Consider the following 16694-nt stretch of genomic DNA (forward strand, 5'->3'; position numbering starts at 1 on the left):
AGTTAACAAGAGAAACCGTTCTATCAAAGCGCTCTTGGATTCAGCAGCACTACGTCACCTTGCTTCAACCCCGTTCGCACTCTCCCCAACTCTCCAAGCTGAATAAGCCGAGTTTCTACCTCACCGCTGTCTTGCACCACTTTTACGTAGTCCAATTGGCCAACTTGGTAAACCGCCTCTTTTGGCACGCGAAGTACAACATCGTCGGTCAAGGTCAACGCGACTTTGGCGTATGTACCTGGATAGATAGCCGTTGGCGGCTCAAATTGAAGCTTTACGGTATAACTGCGCGAGTTGGCATCTGCCGACGGCGTCACTTCTTTTACAGCCGCTTGCGCGTTGAGGTTGTAAGACGGAAAAACAACGTCCACTTCTTTATCATAAGTCACATAAGGCATGACAGACTCAGCAAAGTTCACCTCTATTTCCAACGAGTTTGGATTGTACATTGATAAAAGCAAAGCCCCCGGTGTCGCGGTATCACCCTTGTTGATGGGCTTTTGCGTGATCAAGCCATCAAACGGTGCAGTAATGATGCTGTAGCCAAAGGTCGTTTCCGCCTCGGAGACCGCCGCTTGCGCTTTATTGAAGTTGGCTTGTGCGGTTTGCAAGGCACTTTCCGCTTGGTCAAATTGCGATTGAGGGATCAGTTTTTTGTTTAAAAGCGCTCTGACACGAGAAAACTCCTTTCTCGCCGCATTGAGCTGCGCTTGTGCAGAGGATAAAGCCTGCTCACTTTGACGAACTCGCGCGTCGAGATCATCGCTTTCTAGCCGCGCCAACACGTCTCCTTGCCTCACTCTATCGCCAACCTTCACCAACACCTCCATCACCGATGCCGTTAACCGTGCAGCTATATCGGCGTGTTGTTCTGCAACGACGACGCCCGGAAATTCTCGAACAACCGGTTCGCTGGTTAACATCAGTTGATGTGTCTCTGCGTTATTTACATCAATCTGGTTGGTTTTCGCGTCATGTTCTGTCGGCAACTTTTCTGTAAAAAATCCAGCCATATAGAGAAAAAGAAGCGCGAGTATGGCAAACAGAATCACGCCTAACCATTTGGTATCTAATTTCATTGCTCTTCCTCCATCTGAGGTAATCCATGTCCTTTGGTGTTTTGGTATGCAAGGTTGTAAACCACCGGAACCACAAGCAACGTAAAGATGGTCGAGGCGGTAATTCCGAATATGATTGCCCAAGCCAAACCGTTAAAAATTGGGTCTAACGTAATCACGACATTACCCAGTAACGTTGTACCCGCAGTCAGCAATATTGGCCGCATACGAACAACGCCAGATTCAATCAACGCATCATGTAAGCTACGACCTTCAGCCAGCGATTGCTGAACAAATTCAATCAAAACGAGTGAGTTACGCACCACAATCCCAGCTAGCGCAATCATGCCGATCATCGCAGTCGCCGTGAACAGAGCTGGGTTGGGGTAATTACCGATGTCACTGCTTAACACATTCAAAATCCAGAACCCCGGCATAATCCCAATCACAGTCAGAGGTATCGCCAGCATGATGATGCCCGATACCGCAGGTAAACCAGTTTGAATCAACATCACCACAAATACGCCAAGCAGCGCAGCACCATAAGCAATGCCTAAATCGCGGAATACGTCCACTGTGATTTTCCATTCCCCCTCACCACTCCAAACCACTTCGATGTTGTCTGGCACGCTCCAAGTGACACCAGCGCCATTGCTCAAGTACGTGCGATCTTGCCAGTGACGATGCACATCTTCCGCGTGAGTTGTATCTTGGTCAGCCATCACATCGGCAATCACTTCACCCGGAACACGCCCAACTACCTCGGCGTAGACATACACAACAGGCTTGAGGTTTTTATGGAAAATCGGTTTGTCCGCTGCGCGTTTCACAAAATGACCGACTTCAGACAACTGCACGATAGGCTGAGGAGCATCCACAACCGCCCCATTGGATTCTACTTTTGCAATGCCCGGACGGCCTCGCACATAAAGCTGCTCTAGTTGATTCAGGTTATCTCTGTCTTCGCGTCGGAGCTGCACTTCGATAGGTAGTGGGTCCACTTCTCTTGGATCGGCGATATAACCGAGCACTTTGGCGTTCGCGGCGGTAATAAGCGTGTTATTGATATCAGCAACAGAAACACCAGACAGCGCCGCTTTTTCTTGATCAACGATGAATTGCCATGTTTCTAAATCACCTTGGACGCTGGTATCCACCTCAGAAACCAACTGTTCTTTACGAAGCCTATCCGCGACTTTCTCTGCTTGAATCATCAGATCTTCATAAGATGTCGCTTCATCACCGTAAACTTCTGCCGTAATGGTGGCGATAACAGGCGGTCCTGGCGGCACTTCGACTAGCTGCACGTCAGCGTCAAACTTATCTGCAATTTGCTCTAAATCCGCCCTGAGTCGTGTCACCAGTTCGTGTGATTGCATTGCGCGGCGATTCTTTTCTGCAAGAACGACTCGAAGCTCGCCTTGGTATGGTTCGCTACGCATAAAGTAGTGGCGCACCATGCCGTTGAAATCCATTGGGGAAGCGGTGCCTGCAAAGCCCGACACACTTGTCACTTCCGGCACCGTCATTAAATAGTCCGTAAAGCTCGACAGCGCGTTGGAGGTATCCACAAAGCTTGAAGACTCTGGCATGTTTAATACCAATTGGAACTCATTTTTATTGTCATAAGGCAGCAACTTGAGTGGAACTAAGCGAAGTGCTGGCAACAATGCTGCCAAGACGAACAACAAGGCAACCAAACCAAGGAAAAGCCATGCTTTCTTGCGGCTTTCAAGTAGCGGAATCAACACACCACGATACAAACGATACATCGGCGACGATTGGATGTCATAGTGGCCGTTTTCCTCAGCACCTTTGAGTAGCTTCTTGGCAAGCCAAGGCGTGATCATAAACGCGACAACGGTACTAAAGATAACGCTGATCGGAACGTTGAACGCCAGTGGCGCCATGTAAGGCCCCATCATCCCAGTGATAAAAAACATCGGCGTAAACACGATCACGATTGCGACCGTCGACATTAACAAGGCGCTACGAATTTCTGCCATGGCGAGAACAATCGCATTGGTTCGTGTTAGATTTTTTCGTTTGAGGTAGCGTTCAATGTTGTCGATACTCGCGATCGGATCGTCCACGATCAAACCTAGTGCCAAAATCAACGCAAAGAGTGTGACTCGGTTGATGGAATAGCCAAATGCCAAGTCCATCCCGAGCGCGGCACCATAGCTAATCGGAATCGCGATACCAACCACCAATGCGCTTCGCCAGTTCAAGAACAAACCGACAAACACCACGACCGTTAGAATAGAGATGCCAAGGCTTGATACCAAGTTGTTTACTTTCGCATTCGCCGTTTCGCCATAGTCGCGAATGACTGCAACTTGCACTTGTGGAGGAAACTGCTCGGATTGAAGCTCCGCCAGTTTATCCCGAACAGACTGAGCCACGTTAACCGCGTTCGAGCCTTTTTGTTTAGCGACAGAAATAAACACCGCTGGGTATGCTTCATCGTGGTTTTTATCGCGATACCAAGTATCGGATGTTGCCTCACCTTCACCGTCGTAAATACGCGCGACATCTTTCAAATAAACGGGTTTGCCATTGAGCACCGCGATAACAAGATCGCCAACCTCTTCGGCGTTGGTCAGAAACCGTCCCGACTCCAATGTGTAATTTTGCCCGTTTACGCGAACGTTCTTGCCTTGGGTTTTGCTATTACTGAGCTGAATGGCCTGTTCGAGGTCATCGATGGTTACTTTGAAGTTTGCCATCGCAACGGAATCAAGCTCTATCTGGATTTTTCTCGGCTCACCGCCAATCACTTCCACCTTGTTGGTGGCATCCAATGATTTAATGCCTAACGTGGCTTGGTCTGCAATACGTCTCAACTGATGGCGATCGAGAATGTCTGGATCGGTGGAATAAATTGCGGCAACAACAATGGGTACATCATCGATTTCAACAGGCTTTACAAGCCAGTTAGTGACAGAAGGAGGAACTTTGTCTTGGTTGGAATAGAGTTTGTTATACAGCTTGACCAGAGCATCTTCCCGGTTTTCGCCGACATAGAAACGAACGATTACCTGCGCAGCACCTTCCATTGACGAAGAATAAACGTATTCCACACCGTCAATTTGGCTAACAAGCTTTTCTAATGGTTCAGTGATTTGATTTTCGACTTGAGAAGCGCTGAGTCCGGGAGCCGAAACCAATACATCTGCCATCGGCACAACGATTTGCGGGTCTTCCTCTTTCGGGGTCAACCACAAGGCTGCGGCACCGACCACAAGCGCGAGTAAGATCATGATCGGAGGGAAAAAGCTGTTCATCACAGATTGAACAAAACTTCGCTTTAGTTTGTCGGGCATCCTTTCCCCTCCATATCAGATTGATTGTTTACGCGTTCGCGGTTTTCATCTTCTTCGCGTTACGGTGAGTAATGATCGCTTTCGCGAACAGAGATCCAACTAACATCGCAAGGAAGAACACTACAATGCTCACGTTGCCTAATGCCAGACTCGCAACTGCAGGGCCAGGGCAAATACCTGCCAAACCCCAACCTAAACCAAAGATCGCCGCACCAGATAGCAAACGTCCGTCGATGTTCTTATTGGTTGGTGTGCAAAACGCTTCACCGCTAACTGATTGTTTTCTCGGCTTGATGATTAAAAAATAGCTTGGCATGAATACCGCGAGTGCGCCGCCCATCACAAAAGCCAAACTTGGGTCCCAACTGCCAGAAATATCTAAAAATCCAATGACTTTAGCTGGGTCGATCATGCCGGACACCGCCATGCCCATACCGAATAACACACCGCTCAAAAGAGCAGAAAAACGAAAAATAGTCTTGTTCATGGAATCTCTCTTAAACTAGGTGAAGTCGAACGAATACCGTTAGGCCAGCGACGGCCATAAATACACAGGTCGCCACAATAGAGCGCTTAGACAAACGGCCCATGCCACAAATGCCGTGTCCGCTAGTACATCCGTTACCCAGTCTGGTCCCGATTCCGACCAATAAACCCGCGGCAATCACCATCCCTAAAGAAAGGTTCGCGGTACTAGGAGCCGCAACGCCCAACATCAGAACGCTAATCAAGCCACCAGCTATCATTCCAACCGCAAAAAGCAATCGCCACGAATAATCACCTTTTTTCGGTGACATAATGCCATTCATAATTCCACTGATTCCGGCAATTTTACCGTTAACCAACAACAATATAGTGGCGGAGATCCCTAACAAAATGCCACCAAACAACGATTCCCATGGAATAACGTTTAACATTATTTACCTCTAAAATCTTAGCTACGAATTAGTTACAGAAAACGCCATGAAGCGCTTTAATTAATGACTCAACTCTCGGTTCTGACAACGAATAAAACACTTGCTGTGATGCCTTACGAGCCGTGATCAATTTGTGCTTGCGAAGCACCGTTAAGTGCTGTGAAAAGGCGGATTGGCTAAGGAACGAGTTCTTTTGCAGTTCCCCAACACCAACTTCACCTTGGGTCAGTTGGCACAACACCATTAGCCTTTCCGGATGTGCCATTACTTTTAGGAGATCAGCAGCTTCATTGGCATTGCCTTTCATTGCTGCTACATCCATATCTGTATAGCTCATGACTCACCTCTACATTAAAAACTAAATTAGATATTACTAAAACAACATATTTAGTCAACACTAAATTAGCAACTGTGAATTTAGATAAATTAACATTAGACATTTCTAATTTAGTTAATTATAGTGATGAACATCAAAGGATGGCGTTCTCAGTTTGAGAGTACGAAGGAGAAGAGTTATGACGTTAGAAAATGCAGTACGAGTTTTTGCAGGCACGATGGTATTGGTCTCGGTCATACTAACCGTGTTCGTTCACAGTAACTTCATTTGGTTCACCGTGTTTATCGGCGTTAATCTTATTCAAAGTGCTTACACGGGAATCTGCCCTGCTGCTTATTTTTTAAAGAAATTTGGTTTTAGATAATCTAGAGCGCAGTGACCTTTCACACTGGCTATTCGTGAAAGGTCAGCTCGCCCTAAAACTTGGAGTTAAAAATGACTAAGATCTTAATCGTCGGTGGTGTTGCAGGTGGTGCATCTGCGGCGGCGCGTGCTCGTCGTCTAAGCGAAGATGCCGAAATCATCATGTTTGAACGTGGCCCGTTTGTTTCATTTGCCAACTGTGGCTTGCCTTATCACATCGGCGGCGATATCCAAGAACGCAGTAAGTTACTACTGCAAACGCCAGAAAGCTTTTTAGCACGCTTTAACGTTGATGTTCGCGTGATGAATGAAGTAGTTTCTATTAACCGACAGGACAAAACCGTTACGATCAAAAACCTGTTGGATGAGTCTGAATACGTAGAATCATACGACTTCCTACTGCTTAGCCCAGGTGCTGGTCCTATTGTTCCACCAATCCCAGGCCTCGATAACCCGCTCACCCACTCGCTACGTAACATTCCAGATATGGATCGCATCATCGAAACGATCCAAATGAACAAACCAGAACATGCGACGGTTGTTGGCGGCGGTTTCATCGGTTTAGAAATGATGGAAGCCTTCCACCAACTTGGCATTAAAACCTCTCTGATCGAAATGGCAGACCAAGTCATGACGCCAGTAGACCGTGAAATGGCAGGTTTTGCTCATGCAGAAATTCGTAACAAAGGTGTCGACCTCAAACTTGGCGTCGCGCTTGAATCTGTGAAATTCGTACCTAACGAGCACGTTGCAAGTTTCGACTCTGGTGAGAGTGAGAAACACCAACACCTAGAAGGTGAATTGGAGTTAACACTGAACAACGGTGAAAAACTCACTACCGATATTCTGATCATGGCAATCGGTGTACGTCCTGAGACAAAACTGGCGCAAGAAGCTGGCCTTCAAATTGGTGCGCTAGGCGGTATTTACACGAACGAATACATGCAAACCAGCGATCCTTCGATCTACGCTGTCGGCGACGCGATAGAAGAGAAAGACTTCGTGACTGGCGAGCAAACTCTAGTGCCACTTGCAGGCCCGGCAAACCGTCAAGGCCGTATGGCAGCGGACAATATGCTCGGCCGCAAAGAAACCTACCAAGGCACACAAGGGACAGCGATTTGTAAGATCTTTGACCTTGCAGTGGCTTCTACCGGTAAAAACGAGAAGCAACTAAAACGCGCTGGTATCGCATACGACAAAGTGTACGTGCATACAGCAAGCCACGCGAGCTACTACCCTGGCGCTGAAGTGGTGTCGTTCAAAATGTTGTTCGACCCACAATCAGGCAAGATTTTAGGTGCTCAAGCAGTTGGTAAAGATGGCATCGATAAACGCATCGACGTTATGGCTGTTGCACAACGTGCTGGCATGACGGTTGAACAACTGCAGCATCTTGAACTGACTTACGCGCCACCTTACGGCAGTGCGAAAGATGTGATCAACCAAGCGGCATTTGTGGCAAATAACATCATCAAAGGTGACGCAACGGCGATTCATTACGATGAAATCGACAACCTGACTGAAGATCAAATTCTCCTCGACGTCCGTAACCCGGGTGAATTGGAGTCTGTTGGTTATCTTGAAGGGGCAATCAACATTCCGGTTGATCAGCTGCGCCATCGTATGGGTGAACTACCAAAAGACAAAGAGATTGTGATTTACTGTCAAGTAGGCTTGCGCGGTAACGTGGCATACCGTCAACTCGTCAACAACGGTTACAAAGCTCGTAACTTGATTGGTGGTTACCGTACTTACAAGTTTGCAAAAGCGTAATGTAATCTTCGCAAACATTACATCGGTTTGATTTGAGAAATAGAAACGGCTGATACATATATCAGCCGTTTTTTCTTATCCCGAATATTGTAGCGCTAGTTTAGTAACTATTCCGTTTCCACCAAAGCGATTTTATCGGATGTCGATTTTTCCAATTTGATCGCAATAAACTTGGAGGTTGGCGTAAATGTTCTATCCCCATAACTGTCCAAAGGAACTAATGGGTTTGTTTCTGGATAGTAAGCCGCCGCCTGACCTGCTGGTACATCATAGGCAACAAGCGTAAATCCGCTCACACGGCGCTCAACGCCATCTTCCCACAATGACACCATGTCCACTTTGTCGCCCGGTTCAAATCCGAGTTTACGAATATCCGCTTCATTGATGAACAGCACTTCGCGCATGCCAAATACTCCACGATAACGGTCATTCAAGCCGTAAAGTGTCGTATTGTATTGGTCATGTGAGCGCATGGTTTGCAAAATCAAATCTGGCTTTTGGCCTTTTTCGAGTATCGCTTCGCTGATCAACTGCTTCGGCAACTCGCTAGAGCTGAACTGCGCTTTGCCGCTTGGTGTGTTCCATCGACGCTCAGCAGCTGGGTTTACCAAGTGGAATCCACCCGGGTGTTTAAGCTTATGGTTAAAGTCGGTAAAGCCCGGAATCGTGTCGGCAATCAAATCGCGAATACGGTCGTAATCTTCAATCGCCCACAACCAATCAATTGGTTTTGCCCCGAGTGTAGCATTGGCAATACCGGCAATAATCGCTGGTTCTGAACGCAAATGCTCCGAACGCGGTTTTAGCTGACCAAATGAGATATGTACCATGCTGAAAGTATCTTCAACCGTCACACCTTGTGGGCCCGTCGCTTGCTGATCAATCTCGGTACGGCCTAAGCACGGAAGAATAAGCGCATCTTTACCTGTGACAAGGTGAGAACGATTTAACTTCGTCGAAATGTGTACGGTTAAATTACAGTTTCGCATCGCGTTGTGCGTACGTTCTGTGTCTGGCGTTGCTTGTGCAAAGTTACCGCCCAAACCGATAAATACTTTCGCTTGCCCTTCTTCCATCGCTTTAATGGCTTGCACAGTGTTGTGGCCTTCACCACGCGGGACGGCAAAGTTAAATCGACTTTCAATGCGATCCAACAACAGATCTGAAGGTTTTTCATCAATGCCCATCGTACGGTCGCCCTGAACGTTACTGTGACCACGCACTGGTGAAAGACCCGCGCCCGGCTTACCAACGTTACCTCGTAACATTTGCACGTTTGCGACTTCTTTAATGGTTGGCACAGAGTGACGATGCTGAGTCAACCCCATCGCCCAACACATGATCACACGTTCTGCACGTCGATACATGCTCGCCACCATCTCGATTTCACTTAAATCAAGACCCGATTGTTCCGCGATGTGTTCCCAAGAGGTTGCGTCCACTTCAGCCAAATACTCATCAATACCTATCGTGTGTTGCTTGATGAATTCACGGTCAAATACCGCTTTGCCACCGTTTCGCAATGCCTCGCGTTCCCATTGCAACAAGAATTTCGCGATGCCACGAAACACTGCCATGTCTCCGCCCAAAGCAGGACGTAGGTACGCCGTGTTGGTAGGTTCTGAGCCGTTACTCAACATCTCAATCGGCATTTGTGGGTTTTGGAAACGCTCTAATCCGCGCTCTTTCAGCGGGTTTAGACAGATAACCTGAGCACCACGTTTTACCGCTTCGCGCAGAGGTTCAAGCATTCGTGGGTGATTCGTGCCTGGGTTTTGACCAATCACAAAAATCGCGTCGGCTTCTTCAAAATCATCAAAGATCACTGTGCCTTTCCCAACGCCAATGGTGTCTTTCATCCCTATTGCACTGGCTTCGTGACACATGTTGGAACAATCTGGGAAGTTGTTGGTACCGAATGCGCGCACAAATAGCTGATACAAAAACGCCGCTTCGTTGCTTGCACGGCCAGAGGTATAAAACTCCGCTTGGTGTGGTGAATCCAATTGGTTGAGATGTTTAGCCACAAGAGAAAAAGCCTCATCCCAAGAGACAGGTACATAGTGGTCGGACTCGGCATCGTATCGCATTGGGTGCGTGATACGGCCTTGGTATTCCAACCAGTAATCGGTTTGCGTTGAGAGAGATGAAACGCTGTGATTGGCAAAAAACTCAGGATCAACCAGACGATTGGTCGCCTCCCAGTTTACCGCTTTCGCGCCATTCTCACAGAAATTGACTTTACCACTATCTGGCGACTCGCCCCATGCACATCCCGGACAGTCGAAACCGCCATTTTGGTTGGTTTTGAGCATAGTGCGAATGTTTTTAACTGCATTTTCACTGCCCCACCAACTTCTGGTTACGGCTTTCAGTGCACCCCAACCACCAGCTGGACCTTTGTATGTTTTTATTTGTTCTTTTTGGCTCACGACTTTACTCCTCGCAGATATACCAGCAAGCAGGGTGCCCGTGAAAACAAGCGCGTTATTTATTGAGATAATGCGGAAGTATTGAAGGGCTTAGTTTCTAATCCATGTATTTTTTAATCCAAATAAGTAACCACTCAACATACTCTCGCTTGTCCGAGCGTTTACTTATCTAGATTCTTGATATCGGATACCCGCCTACTGTTTCTAAGACTGTTAGATTCAATTTGCATTGTTGCGTCTTGATCTAAATCAAAGATTAAGTCGATATTCAATATGCGTCCAATTGATAATCCTGACCGAGTGATAAACAAAATCTATGACGAATTTTTCCACTGACGGTTATCACATTTTTAATCAATACAATTTATGAGGTTAATCGTTTTCCTATTCGATTCCACCTAGTTCGCTTAACGAACTCAATAAAATCGGCACTCTTGATAATAGATAATATCTATCACACTATAGATACTTTAAATTTGACCCTAATTAATATCAGGAATAGCCTTGATTCAGATCAATTTTGAGTGTGGTTTTATTCTTGACTTGGTTTTGGTTTTCCATTCCCAGTTAAAACGCTCCAGCGCTTAAAAAATACGGTAGTGCTGTGCCCTTTTTAGGGAGTTCCCCCGTACATGTGACTCACAACGCAAGGTTAACAAGCCATTATGGATATCAAACAACTTAAATATCTCATCGCACTTGAACAGACCAAACACTTTGGTCAAGCCGCCGCATTGTGCCACATTACGCAGCCTACCTTGTCCATGAGAATCCGAAGCTTAGAGGAAGAACTCGATCTCGAATTAATCCAAAGAAGTCAACGATTTGAGGGATTTACTGAAGCCGGAGAACGCATTTTAGCTTGGGCAAAAACCGTCTTAGCAGCTCATGATGGATTGCAAGCCGAAGCCGCCAACTGCCGTGGTCAATTGGTCGGCTCTCTTCGGCTTGGAATGGTGCCACTCGCCAGCCAAAACCCTATGCAATTGCTCAAACCATTAGCTCAACAGTTCCCTGAGTTACGCTTTCAAATACTCTCCATGACGACCGAACAGATCATAGACCAACTCAATCGCAATCAACTTGATTTGGGGATGTGTTATGTCGATCAAGTCAACACCGCTTACTTTGATGTTATCGAGCTAGATTCAACCAAACTTGGCGTTTTATTCGATGAGCGTCATTTTGATTTTGCCGAATCTGAAGTGTTGTGGGAGTCACTCAATAACATTCCGCTAGGGCTGCTTTCAAAGGGTATGCACTATCGCCACTCCATTGATCTTAGCTTTGTGAGTAAAGGGCTGGTTCCGCAAACCGTCATTGAAAGTAACTCCACCTTTCACTTGATCCAAGCAGTAACCAGTGGCCTTTGTTGCGCCATTATGCCGCTGAATTGTGGATTGGAAGAGTTGAACGATACGCTTCGCATTATCCCTATCGAAGAAGCCGCCGTTCACGCCCCGCTAGGTTTGTTAAAGCGAAAACAAGAACCCTTCTCCGCGCTAACCGATCAGTGCTTCGCAGAAGCAAAAAACATATTCAATCGATAACAAGAATCCACACGTCAATTTTTGGCATACATAACGGCTTATGAGGTGATTTCATGAGATGTACTACTCAATCTTATTTTGAACTGTCCGATTTCAATCAAGCACCACCTCAACCAAGTGCGTTCAATTACCGAGAATTGATTGATGGCCGCCCAGTGCAACAAATGTCGCTGGCGAGTGAATCCGCCTTAGCTATCAGCTACAACGGCATTAGCCAAGCGGTCATGATGGTGACGCCAGGCCATCTGGAAGACTTCGTGAAAGGATTTAGCCTAAGCACAGGCATCGTCCACGACTTCAAAGAGATCAAAGACATTGAAATTGGCGGCGATCACGAATCTCACTATGCGGAAGTGGAAATCAGCAACCGCGCTTTCTGGGCGTTAAAAACACAACGCCGAAATCTTACTGGCACAACCGGATGCGGCATTTGTGGCGTCGAGGCTCTTGAACAAGCTTTGCCTGATTTAGCACCGCTGACACCGTCTCTTCCTCCGCGCTCCGATGTGTTTGAAGGGCTGCGAGACAAAGTCGCACTGCATCAAGAAGCCGCACGTGAATCTGGCGCGTTACACGCCGCTTTATTTGCAGATTTACAAGGCAACATCAAGTTGTGCCGAGAGGACATCGGCCGCCACAACGCGCTAGATAAGTTGATTGGCGCATTGGCCAACAATCACATCGAGCCTCAAAGTGGCTTCGCTATCATGACAAGCCGATGCAGCTTGGAGTTGATCCACAAAGCCGTTCGCGCGCGTATCCCCACTCTGGTTTGCTTATCTGCACCTACAGCGTTAACTGTCGAATGGGCAAGAAGAAACCATTTGAACCTAATTCACTTACCAAAACACGGCTCGCCGCGTCTATACAGCCCTGCCCCTTAACACGTCAACCTAGCCGAATTCCTAATATTTCTAACGGAGACCTCTGGGTCTCTGTTGTTTGCTTCTCGTTCGCGATTAATAGCTAGCAACGAGACACTATTCTTCCAACCAAACGTACTCACCCCTTGTCAGCACTACGCTTACGCATATTAATCCGTTTGCATTTGAACGCTTTCCAATTGACAAGAACTCAGTCAAAAACCTATAAATTAGTAAGGATTTTGTGTGACTCTTTTCACGCTTTTCCGCCTGCCTAGGCATTTCTAGGAATTTTTCCTAGTCGATCTAGGCAACCATCTCATGTGCCTCACAAAACCACTCTCTAGAATTCCGCTCAGTCAAAGGTAACAAGAGCACATAACGGTCTCCGTTGTGTTTCTAAAACAATTACAAGAGAGTTCATCATGTTAAAATTCCTCGAACAGGTGCGGAAGCCGACCCTCGATCTTCCTGTCGAAGTTAGAAGAAAGATGTGGTTTAAACCGTTCATCCAATCTTACTTGGTCGTATTCATCGGCTACCTAACCATGTACTTGATTCGTAAGAACTTCAATGTCGCGCAAAACGACATGATCTCAACTTACGGTTTGAGCATGACAGACCTAGGTCTTATTGGCCTTGGCTTCTCAATCACATACGGCATCGGTAAAACCGTTGTGTCTTACTACGCTGACGGTAAGAACACCAAGCAATTCCTCCCTTTTATGCTGATCCTTTCTGGTCTTGCAATGCTTGGTTTCAGCTTCAGCATGGGCGGTGGTAGTGCAAGCCTGTTCTTGATGGTGGCTTTCTACGCTCTGAGTGGTTTCTTCCAAAGTACTGGTGGCCCTTCTAGTTACTCAACCATTACAAAATGGACACCTCGTAACAAACGCGGCTCTTACCTAGGCTTGTGGAACATGTCACACAACGTTGGTGGTGCAGGCGCAGCGGGTGTTGCTCTTTTCGGTGCTAACTACCTATTCGACGGCCACGTAATCGGCATGTTCGTGTTCCCTTCTATCATCGCGATCATCGTTGGCTTTATCGGTATGCGCTTTGGTAGCGACTCTCCAGAAGCTTACGGTCTAGGTAAAGTAGAAGAACTTTTCGATGAAGCAGTGAGTGAAGAAGACACCGCCGCTGAAGAAAACCAGATGACCAAAAAAGAAATCTTTGTTGAATACGTTCTTAAAAACAAAGTTATCTGGCTACTTTGCTTTGCCAACATCTTCCTTTACATCGTGCGTATCGGTATCGACCAATGGTCAACGGTATACGCATACCAAGAGCTTGGTCTTTCAAAAGAAACGGCAATCTCTGGCTTTACCCTGTTCGAAGTCGGTGCGCTTGTGGGTACTTTGATGTGGGGTTACTTATCTGACCTAGCAAACGGTCGCCGCGCATTGGTTGCTTGTGTGTCTCTTGGTTTGATCATCGTATCGCTTGAGTTCTACCAACACGCAACAAATGAATTCATGTACTTGTCATCTCTATTCGTACTTGGTTTCTTGGTGTTTGGTCCGCAACTTCTTATCGGTGTTGCAGCGGTTGGTTTTGTTCCTAAAAAAGCAATCAGTGTGGCTGACGGTGTGAAAGGTACATTCGCTTACCTAATCGGTGACAGCTTCGCGAAACTTGGTCTCGGTATGATTGCAGACGGTACACCAATCTTCGGTCTAACAGGCTGGAAAGGTACCTTCGCAGCCCTAGATACCTCCGCCATGATTTGTATTGTTTTGCTTGCTTTCGTTGCTATCGCGGAAGAGAAGAAGATTCGACACGCGAAGAAGCTTCAACTTGCACAAAACCAAGCCTAACTTCTCTGCGCGCTTTACTTCGGTAAAGCGCGCAAGATCATTAAAATGAGTTGATCAATTCAGTATCATTAAAGGTTTTTCTATTAGCTCCGTTTTGGGGCTTATTGTTGTTTGTTGTCTGCTCTATTTGGTTGTAATGATGATTCATGTTGCTCTAGTTGATGATCACGTCATCGTGCGTTCTGGTTTCGCACAATTATTAAATTTAGAAAGTGATATTACCGTTGTTGGTGAATTTGGTTCTGTCGCCGAAGCACGCACAGGCTTGCCTGCGGTACACCCACACGTCGTCATCCTAGATATTTCCATGCCCGATGAGAGCGGATTAAACTTACTGAGCGAAATTCCAACTGGCATTGCCTGTGTCATGCTAAGCGTGCACGACTCCCCTGCAATGGTGGAAAGATCACTAAAACTTGGTGCAAAAGGCTATCTAAGCAAACGCTGTAGCCCAGACGAACTTATTCAAGCCGTGAGAACCAGTGCGTCTGGCGGCTGCTATCTTACCTCCGACATTGCCATCAAACTGGCAACACCAAGTGACAAAGCTGCATCGCTTTGCCAACTAACAAGACGCGAAAATGAAGTTTGCCAGCTTTTAGCCAAAGGGCTGGATGTAAAATCCGTCGCGGCAGAGCTTGGCTTGAGCCACAAGACCGTACACGTTCATCGAGCGAATGCCATCGACAAACTCGGTGTGAAAAACAACGTTGAGCTCGCCAAACTATTCTCTCAAGAGTCCTTTTAATGCGAGCCTATTCTGTCACAACGATTTGTGGTCTGTTTGTTATGGCCTGTGCTTGGTTCTGTTTGTGGGTGATCGCCTACTACTTTGTCAACGATCCAGAGCTCGCCATTCTGCTTTTCCCATTCGCCTTACGATTGGGGATTGCGCTGCACACTCGCACCGCTTACTGGCCAACAATCTACGTATCAGAATGGGCGCTGACGATTGCACTTGCGACCCTATTAGAGCAACCTCAATGGCTCACTGTGCTGATCGCCAGTGTTGCCAGCATCCCTGTCACACTGATTGCGAAAAAATACTACTACGGTGACCAAAACCGCCACTTAGCCGTCATGGGCGTTGTGATCATCATTACCGCCTTCATCAACGTAATGGCGGTCGGCTTTCACGTGCCTTCTGTTTACATGGTGTGGTTAGCCAGTATTTCTGGTGGGCTGATGCTGGTTCCTATGTGCTACCTGCTGTGGAACTACCTCTTTCAAAGCCGATGGTCGCCTCTGACGTCGCATCTTTTGAACAACACTGTGGTGTTCAGCATTCGACACATAGTATTTTACGCCGTACTTCTTATAGGCAGCATTCTGGTGCAAACGAGTTTGCCTGAAGAGTTAAAACGATTTGCGCCGTTTTGTATGGCGATTCCAATCATCGTGCTTGCTCTGCGTTACGGCTGGCAAGGAGCTCTGCTCGCCACCATGCTCAACAGCATCGCGCTGATTGCGGCTCGCAGCGGCGTATCAAATCTAGAAATCACCGATTTGTTGTTGTCTCTTTCAGCTCAAACCATCACTGGCATCATGCTGGGTTTGGCGGTTCAAAAGCAAAAAGATCTCAACCACAAACTGCGTGGCGAGCTATCCCGCAATCAAAACCTGTCTCGTCAACTTATCGAAGCGGAAGAATCAGTGAGACGCGACATTGCCCGCGAACTGCATGACGAAATCGGCCAGAACATTACCGCTATCCGTACTCAAGCCAACATCATCAAGCGCATCGATAACGCGGAAATGAGCGCACATTGCGCAGATACCATTGAGGGGCTTTCTCTCAACGTGTACGACACCACTAAGCGACTGTTAAGCAAGCTAAGACCCAAAATGCTGGATGATTTGGACTTAAAAGAATCCGTCGAGCAACTGACGCGAGAGATGGAATTCGCCAATCACGGAACGACTGTTCAACTGAACTGGCAAGGCGATTACACCAGCCTGAGTGACACACTCAAAGTCACCCTATTCCGTTTATGTCAAGAGTCATTAAATAACGCAGCCAAGTACGCAGAAGCGCAGTTGATCAATATTAAACTGACAATTGGAGAAGCTGCGGTGTCACTGATGATTCACGATGATGGTGTCGGCTTCAAAGTTCAGGACAGCATGAAAGGCATGGGCGTTCGCGGCATGCAAGAGCGTGTGCACGCATTGGGTGGGAAAATGGTTATCTACTCCACCAGCGATCAAGTGATCGGCACACAAATCAGCATTACTTTACCTATGGTGTAACT

The 16694-nt window shown here is 47.0% G+C and carries 13 protein-coding genes; 7 read left to right on the top strand and 6 right to left on the bottom strand.

Annotated elements, in window-relative coordinates:
- Window positions 1–23: 23 nt before the first annotated feature.
- The 5 genes from ACF8OV_RS21350 to ACF8OV_RS21370 are packed head-to-tail and all read right to left on the bottom strand — an operon-like array spanning window position 24 to window position 5638.
- Window positions 24–1079, bottom strand: coding sequence for an efflux RND transporter periplasmic adaptor subunit (locus ACF8OV_RS21350; RefSeq protein ID WP_021454455.1), 1056 nt, complete (start codon window positions 1077–1079; stop codon window positions 24–26).
- Complete coding sequence (locus tag ACF8OV_RS21355; RefSeq protein ID WP_203502980.1) at window positions 1076–4384, bottom strand: efflux RND transporter permease subunit; 3309 nt, start codon at window positions 4382–4384, stop codon at window positions 1076–1078. The genes ACF8OV_RS21350 and ACF8OV_RS21355 overlap by 4 nt, the downstream gene beginning before the upstream one ends.
- 28 nt (window positions 4385–4412) lie before the next feature.
- Window positions 4413–4871 (bottom strand): YeeE/YedE family protein, encoded by a 459-nt coding sequence (locus ACF8OV_RS21360; RefSeq protein WP_005479357.1) that lies wholly within the window; start codon window positions 4869–4871, stop codon window positions 4413–4415.
- Between the two features lie 10 nt (window positions 4872–4881).
- Complete coding sequence (locus ACF8OV_RS21365) at window positions 4882–5301, bottom strand: YeeE/YedE family protein (RefSeq protein WP_005479368.1); 420 nt, start codon at window positions 5299–5301, stop codon at window positions 4882–4884.
- A 28-nt stretch (window positions 5302–5329) separates the two neighbouring features.
- Window positions 5330–5638: a metalloregulator ArsR/SmtB family transcription factor gene (locus tag ACF8OV_RS21370; RefSeq protein ID WP_005460911.1), complete on the bottom strand. Its 309-nt coding sequence runs from the start codon at window positions 5636–5638 to the stop codon at window positions 5330–5332.
- A gap of 178 nt (window positions 5639–5816) precedes the next feature.
- Between ACF8OV_RS21370 and ACF8OV_RS21375 the strand changes: the two genes are divergently transcribed.
- Together ACF8OV_RS21375 and ACF8OV_RS21380 are read left to right on the top strand one after the other, a co-directional pair.
- Window positions 5817–6002: a DUF2892 domain-containing protein gene (locus ACF8OV_RS21375; RefSeq protein ID WP_005460908.1), complete on the top strand. Its 186-nt coding sequence runs from the start codon at window positions 5817–5819 to the stop codon at window positions 6000–6002.
- A 71-nt stretch (window positions 6003–6073) separates the two neighbouring features.
- A complete protein-coding gene (locus tag ACF8OV_RS21380) occupies window positions 6074–7777 on the top strand; it encodes an FAD-dependent oxidoreductase (RefSeq protein WP_243191445.1) in 1704 nt (567 codons plus the stop codon).
- Window positions 7778–7884: 107 nt separating this feature from the next.
- Here ACF8OV_RS21380 and ACF8OV_RS21385 read toward each other — a convergent pair whose 3' ends face one another.
- Entirely contained in the window at window positions 7885–10209 is a 2325-nt protein-coding gene (locus ACF8OV_RS21385) for an FdhF/YdeP family oxidoreductase (RefSeq protein ID WP_025610325.1), read from the bottom strand.
- A gap of 665 nt (window positions 10210–10874) precedes the next feature.
- On the opposite strand from ACF8OV_RS21385, the gene ACF8OV_RS21390 reads away from it, so the two are divergent.
- The 5 genes from ACF8OV_RS21390 to uhpB all read left to right on the top strand — a co-directional run bounded on the left by ACF8OV_RS21390 (window position 10875) and on the right by uhpB (window position 16692).
- Window positions 10875–11759: a LysR family transcriptional regulator gene (locus ACF8OV_RS21390; protein WP_005460961.1), complete on the top strand. Its 885-nt coding sequence runs from the start codon at window positions 10875–10877 to the stop codon at window positions 11757–11759.
- A gap of 53 nt (window positions 11760–11812) precedes the next feature.
- Window positions 11813–12643, top strand: coding sequence for a formate dehydrogenase accessory sulfurtransferase FdhD (gene fdhD, locus ACF8OV_RS21395; protein WP_140058387.1), 831 nt, complete (start codon window positions 11813–11815; stop codon window positions 12641–12643).
- Window positions 12644–13047: 404 nt separating this feature from the next.
- Window positions 13048–14442 carry a hexose-6-phosphate:phosphate antiporter gene (gene uhpT / locus ACF8OV_RS21400; protein ID WP_005479317.1) on the top strand — a complete coding sequence of 465 codons (1395 nt, stop codon included), beginning with the start codon at window positions 13048–13050 and terminating at the stop codon, window positions 14440–14442.
- A 139-nt stretch (window positions 14443–14581) separates the two neighbouring features.
- Window positions 14582–15190, top strand: a complete 609-nt coding sequence (uhpA, locus tag ACF8OV_RS21405; protein WP_140058408.1) for a transcriptional regulator UhpA — start codon at window positions 14582–14584, stop codon at window positions 15188–15190.
- On the top strand, window positions 15190–16692 hold the full coding sequence (gene uhpB, locus ACF8OV_RS21410) for a signal transduction histidine-protein kinase/phosphatase UhpB (protein ID WP_203502977.1): 1503 nt from the start codon (window positions 15190–15192) through the stop codon (window positions 16690–16692). The genes uhpA and uhpB overlap by 1 nt, the downstream gene beginning before the upstream one ends.
- The last annotated feature ends 2 nt before the right edge of the window (window positions 16693–16694 follow it).

It is taken from the genome of Vibrio sp. GLN_1, from assembly GCF_043106015.1.
GTDB classification, from domain to species: Bacteria; Pseudomonadota; Gammaproteobacteria; order Enterobacterales; family Vibrionaceae; genus Vibrio; species Vibrio parahaemolyticus.

What these genes read in the sequence shown, in the direction of transcription:
- ACF8OV_RS21350 (WP_021454455.1), bottom strand. Translation starts at nt 1,079, where the DNA reads ATGAAATTAGATACCAAATGGTTAGGCGTGATTCTGTTTGCCATACTC.
- ACF8OV_RS21355 (WP_203502980.1), bottom strand. Translation starts at nt 4,384, where the DNA reads ATGCCCGACAAACTAAAGCGAAGTTTTGTTCAATCTGTGATGAACAGC.
- ACF8OV_RS21360 (WP_005479357.1), bottom strand. Translation starts at nt 4,871, where the DNA reads ATGAACAAGACTATTTTTCGTTTTTCTGCTCTTTTGAGCGGTGTGTTA.
- ACF8OV_RS21365 (WP_005479368.1), bottom strand. Translation starts at nt 5,301, where the DNA reads ATGTTAAACGTTATTCCATGGGAATCGTTGTTTGGTGGCATTTTGTTA.
- ACF8OV_RS21370 (WP_005460911.1), bottom strand. Translation starts at nt 5,638, where the DNA reads ATGAGCTATACAGATATGGATGTAGCAGCAATGAAAGGCAATGCCAAT.
- ACF8OV_RS21375 (WP_005460908.1), top strand. Translation starts at nt 5,817, where the DNA reads ATGACGTTAGAAAATGCAGTACGAGTTTTTGCAGGCACGATGGTATTG.
- ACF8OV_RS21380 (WP_243191445.1), top strand. Translation starts at nt 6,074, where the DNA reads ATGACTAAGATCTTAATCGTCGGTGGTGTTGCAGGTGGTGCATCTGCG.
- ACF8OV_RS21390 (WP_005460961.1), top strand. Translation starts at nt 10,875, where the DNA reads ATGGATATCAAACAACTTAAATATCTCATCGCACTTGAACAGACCAAA.
- fdhD (WP_140058387.1), top strand. Translation starts at nt 11,813, where the DNA reads ATGAGATGTACTACTCAATCTTATTTTGAACTGTCCGATTTCAATCAA.
- uhpT (WP_005479317.1), top strand. Translation starts at nt 13,048, where the DNA reads ATGTTAAAATTCCTCGAACAGGTGCGGAAGCCGACCCTCGATCTTCCT.
- uhpA (WP_140058408.1), top strand. Translation starts at nt 14,582, where the DNA reads ATGATTCATGTTGCTCTAGTTGATGATCACGTCATCGTGCGTTCTGGT.
- uhpB (WP_203502977.1), top strand. Translation starts at nt 15,190, where the DNA reads ATGCGAGCCTATTCTGTCACAACGATTTGTGGTCTGTTTGTTATGGCC.